Source organism: Burkholderia sp. HMSC10F09, assembly GCF_001806955.1.
Lineage (GTDB): Bacteria > Pseudomonadota > Gammaproteobacteria > Burkholderiales > Burkholderiaceae > Burkholderia > Burkholderia multivorans.
Genome location: NZ_KV786796.1, coordinates 1 through 2,622, shown reverse-complemented (window position 1 = coordinate 2,622; position 2,622 = coordinate 1). Strand labels below are relative to the sequence as shown.

Sequence of the window (2,622 nt, the reverse complement as noted above, 5' to 3'; positions counted from 1 at the left end):
CCCGGCAGTCCGAACAGCACGCCGGCGAAGCCGCCGTGCAGATGCGGCAGCAGCCAGCTCGCGCCGTGCTCGGCGCGCACCGGCGCGTCGGCCGCGGCCGCGCCCGGACGCATCGCGCACGCGAACGTCTCGCCCGCGCGATCGGGCGTGTTCAGCGGCGAACCGTCGAGGACCGCGGGCGTCGACAGCCGCCCGCTGTTCACGATCTTGCGCGCGAACTCGCAGTCGCGCGCGAGCTTCAGCGTCGCGTCACGGAATACGCGCGACACCGCGCTTTTCGGCGTGATGAAGTCGGTCGAGCGCGTCGAGTGGCGGATGTTTTCGTCGGCCGCGTATTCGCGCTCGCTCGCATACGTGTCGAGCAGCCGGTCGGGCGCGCGGCCGTCCAGCACGAGCTTCAGCTTCCACGCGAGGTTGTCCGCGTCCTGCACGCCGCTGTTCGCGCCGCGCGCGCCGAACGGCGACACGCCGTGCGCCGAATCGCCCGCGAACAGCACGCGGCCGTGACGGAACGTGTCCATCCGCTGGCAGCGGAACGTATAGATGCTGACCCATTCGAGCTCGAACTCGACATCCGGCCCGAGCAGCGCGCGCACGCGCGGAATCACGCGCTCCGGCTGCTTCTCGGCGACCGGATCGGCGTCCCAGCCGAGCTGGAAGTCGATCCGCCAGACGTTGTCCGGCTGACGGTGCAGCAGCACCGACTGGTTGCGATGAAACGGCGGATCGAACCAGAACCAGCGTTCGGTCGGGAAGTCGGCCTTCATCTTCACGTCCGCGATCAGGAAGCGATCCTTGAACGTGCGGCCGCGGCTTTCGAGGCCCATCATCGTGCGCATCGGGCTGCGCGAGCCGTCGGCCGCTATCACGTACTGCGCGCGCAGCGTGTCGACGCCTTCGGGCGTCTCGACCGTCAGCACCGCATGCTCGGCCGCCTGCTCGATGCCGGTCACCTTGTGCTTCCAGCGGATCTCGAGGTTCGGCAGCTCGAACGCGCGCTCGGCCAGATACCCTTCGACGTAGTACTGCTGCAGATTGATGAACGCCGGGCGCGCATGCCCTTGTTCCGGCAGCAGGTCGAACGCGTACAGCTGCTCGTCCTGCAGGAACACCTTGCCGACGTGCCAGCTCACGCCCTTGTCGACGAAGCGTTCGCCGCAGCCGAGCCGGTCGAAGATCTCGAGCGTGCGCTTCGCGAAGCAGATCGCACGCGAGCCGGTGGACAGCGTGTCGTCGTCGTCGAGCAGCACGACGGGCACGCCCTGCTGCGCGAGATCGATTGCCGCGGCGAGGCCGACCGGCCCCGCGCCGACGACGATCACGGGCCGGACGGCCGCATCGTCGGCGATCGCGCGCTCCGCGCGCGTGCGATACGCAAACTTCAGGCTCTGGTAATCGACGTTCATGACCCGCGCGCCCCCACTGCCGCGACGCGCGCACCTGGGCACGCCGTCGTTGCGCCCGTCGCGTACCGGCCTGCCGGCCCGCCCGCGTCCTCCGTCCATTTGCTGTCAACCGCCACGTCTCGCTCCTTGCTTCCTGTTGATCTCGGGCCGGCACCGCCGCGGCGCCCGTAGCCGCCTGCCGTGATCCGCCGCACGTCTTTGGATTTACGAATAGTAAAACCAATTACGAATAGTGAAATCAACGTAAACCCTAGGCATCGGTTCGGGGACGGGATAACGATATGAACGAAACGCCGAGCCGAGCGGCGCGGGCGCTGCTACTATCCAGACATGAGGCGGCCCGTTGGCCGCCGTTTTTCCTTGTCGACGCCGATGATTCCGCCCACCATCCCCGAGCTGGTCGCCCGTGCCGGACAACTGCCCTATCTGCGGGAGCACATCGCGCTCGCCGACGACGGCACCGCATGCGCGCGCCTGCCGGAGCGCACGCTCGGAAGCACGTACGAGCCGATCTACGACGTGACGATGCCGGGCGCGCCGCAGTCGACGTCGTTCGCCGATGCGATCGAGCGCTACGGCGACGAGCTCGGGTTCCAGGCTGTCACGCAGGTGACGGGCGCGCCGCACGATCCGGTCGACTCGGCCGTCGACGACCAGACGCTCGTCGCGCTCGACCGCCTGTCGCGCGCGCTGCACGCGATCAACTTCTTCGGCGCGCAGCGCCACGGGCTGCTGTTCCTGCGCGTGCACGAGCGGCTGCTCAAGAGCGTGAAGTACGATCACGGCAAGCATTTCTCGTCGGTGCTGCAGCGCTTCGGGCTGCCGCCGGAGCGGATCGTGATCGAGCTGCCGGCCGTCGCGGTCGCGCACAAGACCTTCCTCGGCTATCTGACGCGCAGCTACCAGCATCACGGCTTCAAGGTCGCGGACAAGCTGCCCGATCCGGGGCGCATCCTCGCGGTCGAATCGGAGATGGCGCGTCCCGACTACATCAAGATGGACGCCGGCATCGCGCTGCGCGACGGAATGGTGAAGGCGCTCGTCGCATATGCGCAGCGCGTGCGGATTCCGCTGATCTTCGATGGCGTCGTCGACGAGACGCAGTGCGAACTGCTGCGCCAGCACGACGTGCGCTTCATGCAGGGGCCGGTGTTCGCAAAGGTGATGACGGTCTAGCGTCCGTTGCGGCGCGGGCGCGGGCGCGGGCGCGGGCGCG

General features: G+C 68.4%; 2 protein-coding genes. One reads left to right on the top strand and one right to left on the bottom strand.

The window, feature by feature from the left end; all coding sequences use genetic code 11:
- A partial coding sequence (locus HMPREF3115_RS19105) for an FAD-dependent oxidoreductase (RefSeq protein WP_070555628.1) occupies positions 1 to 1,406 on the bottom strand: 1,406 nt, incomplete at its 3' end.
- 372 nt (positions 1,407 to 1,778) lie between these two features.
- On the opposite strand from HMPREF3115_RS19105, the gene HMPREF3115_RS19100 reads away from it, so the two are divergent.
- Positions 1,779 to 2,582 (top strand): EAL domain-containing protein, encoded by an 804-nt coding sequence (locus HMPREF3115_RS19100; protein WP_006406387.1) that lies wholly within the window; start codon positions 1,779 to 1,781, stop codon positions 2,580 to 2,582.
- Positions 2,583 to 2,622: the final 40 nt, after the last annotated feature.